The sequence below is a fragment of the Diaphorobacter sp. J5-51 genome (assembly GCF_001023515.1).
Lineage (GTDB): Bacteria > Pseudomonadota > Gammaproteobacteria > Burkholderiales > Burkholderiaceae_C > Diaphorobacter > Diaphorobacter nitroreducens.
Window position 1 is genome coordinate 1 of sequence record NZ_JSYI01000063.1, and the last position, 500, is coordinate 500.

The window sequence follows — 500 nt, forward strand, 5'->3', positions numbered from 1 at the left end:
ACGGGCAGGAGACAGACGGGTTTGGTGATGCGGGCTACCAAGGTATCGACAAGCGCCCGGATGCCAAGGAGGCAGTGCGGTGGCACATCGCGATGCGCCCAGGCAAACGCAGAGCGCTGGACAAAGAGAACAACCCCGTTGACGCGCTGATAGACCAAGTGGAGAAGATCAAGGCGAGCATCCGTGCCAAGGTGGAGCATCCCTTCAGGGTGATCAAACGACAGTTTGGATACACCAAGGTGCGCTACCGGGGATTGAAGAAGAACACGTTGCAGCTCAAGACGCTGTTTGCGCTGTCCAATCTTTGGATGGTGCGCCATCAATTGCTGGAGGCGCAGGGATGAGTGCCCCTGAAATCAGGCAAATGGCCGCAAAGGCGGTGCAGATGGCCCGCAAGGGCGTGGAAAGTGGTGCGAAGACCCAGGCTAAACGCCATCCATCGCACTATCTGAAACCGGTGACCTTGTAGCACTTACGCATTCGAGTTATTCAGGGCATCC

At 57.2% G+C, this 500-nt stretch carries 2 protein-coding genes; both read left to right on the forward strand.

Going from position 1 to position 500, the window contains the following annotated elements; all coding sequences use genetic code 11:
- Positions 1-344 (forward strand): IS5/IS1182 family transposase (locus OX89_RS08945; RefSeq protein ID WP_047350360.1); only part of this gene is annotated, 344 nt, incomplete at its 5' end.
- Positions 341-469 carry a hypothetical protein gene (locus OX89_RS19270; RefSeq protein ID WP_255352815.1) on the forward strand — a complete coding sequence of 43 codons (129 nt, stop codon included), beginning with the start codon at positions 341-343 and terminating at the stop codon, positions 467-469. The genes OX89_RS08945 and OX89_RS19270, both read left to right, overlap by 4 nt.
- Positions 470-500 lie beyond the last annotated feature (31 nt).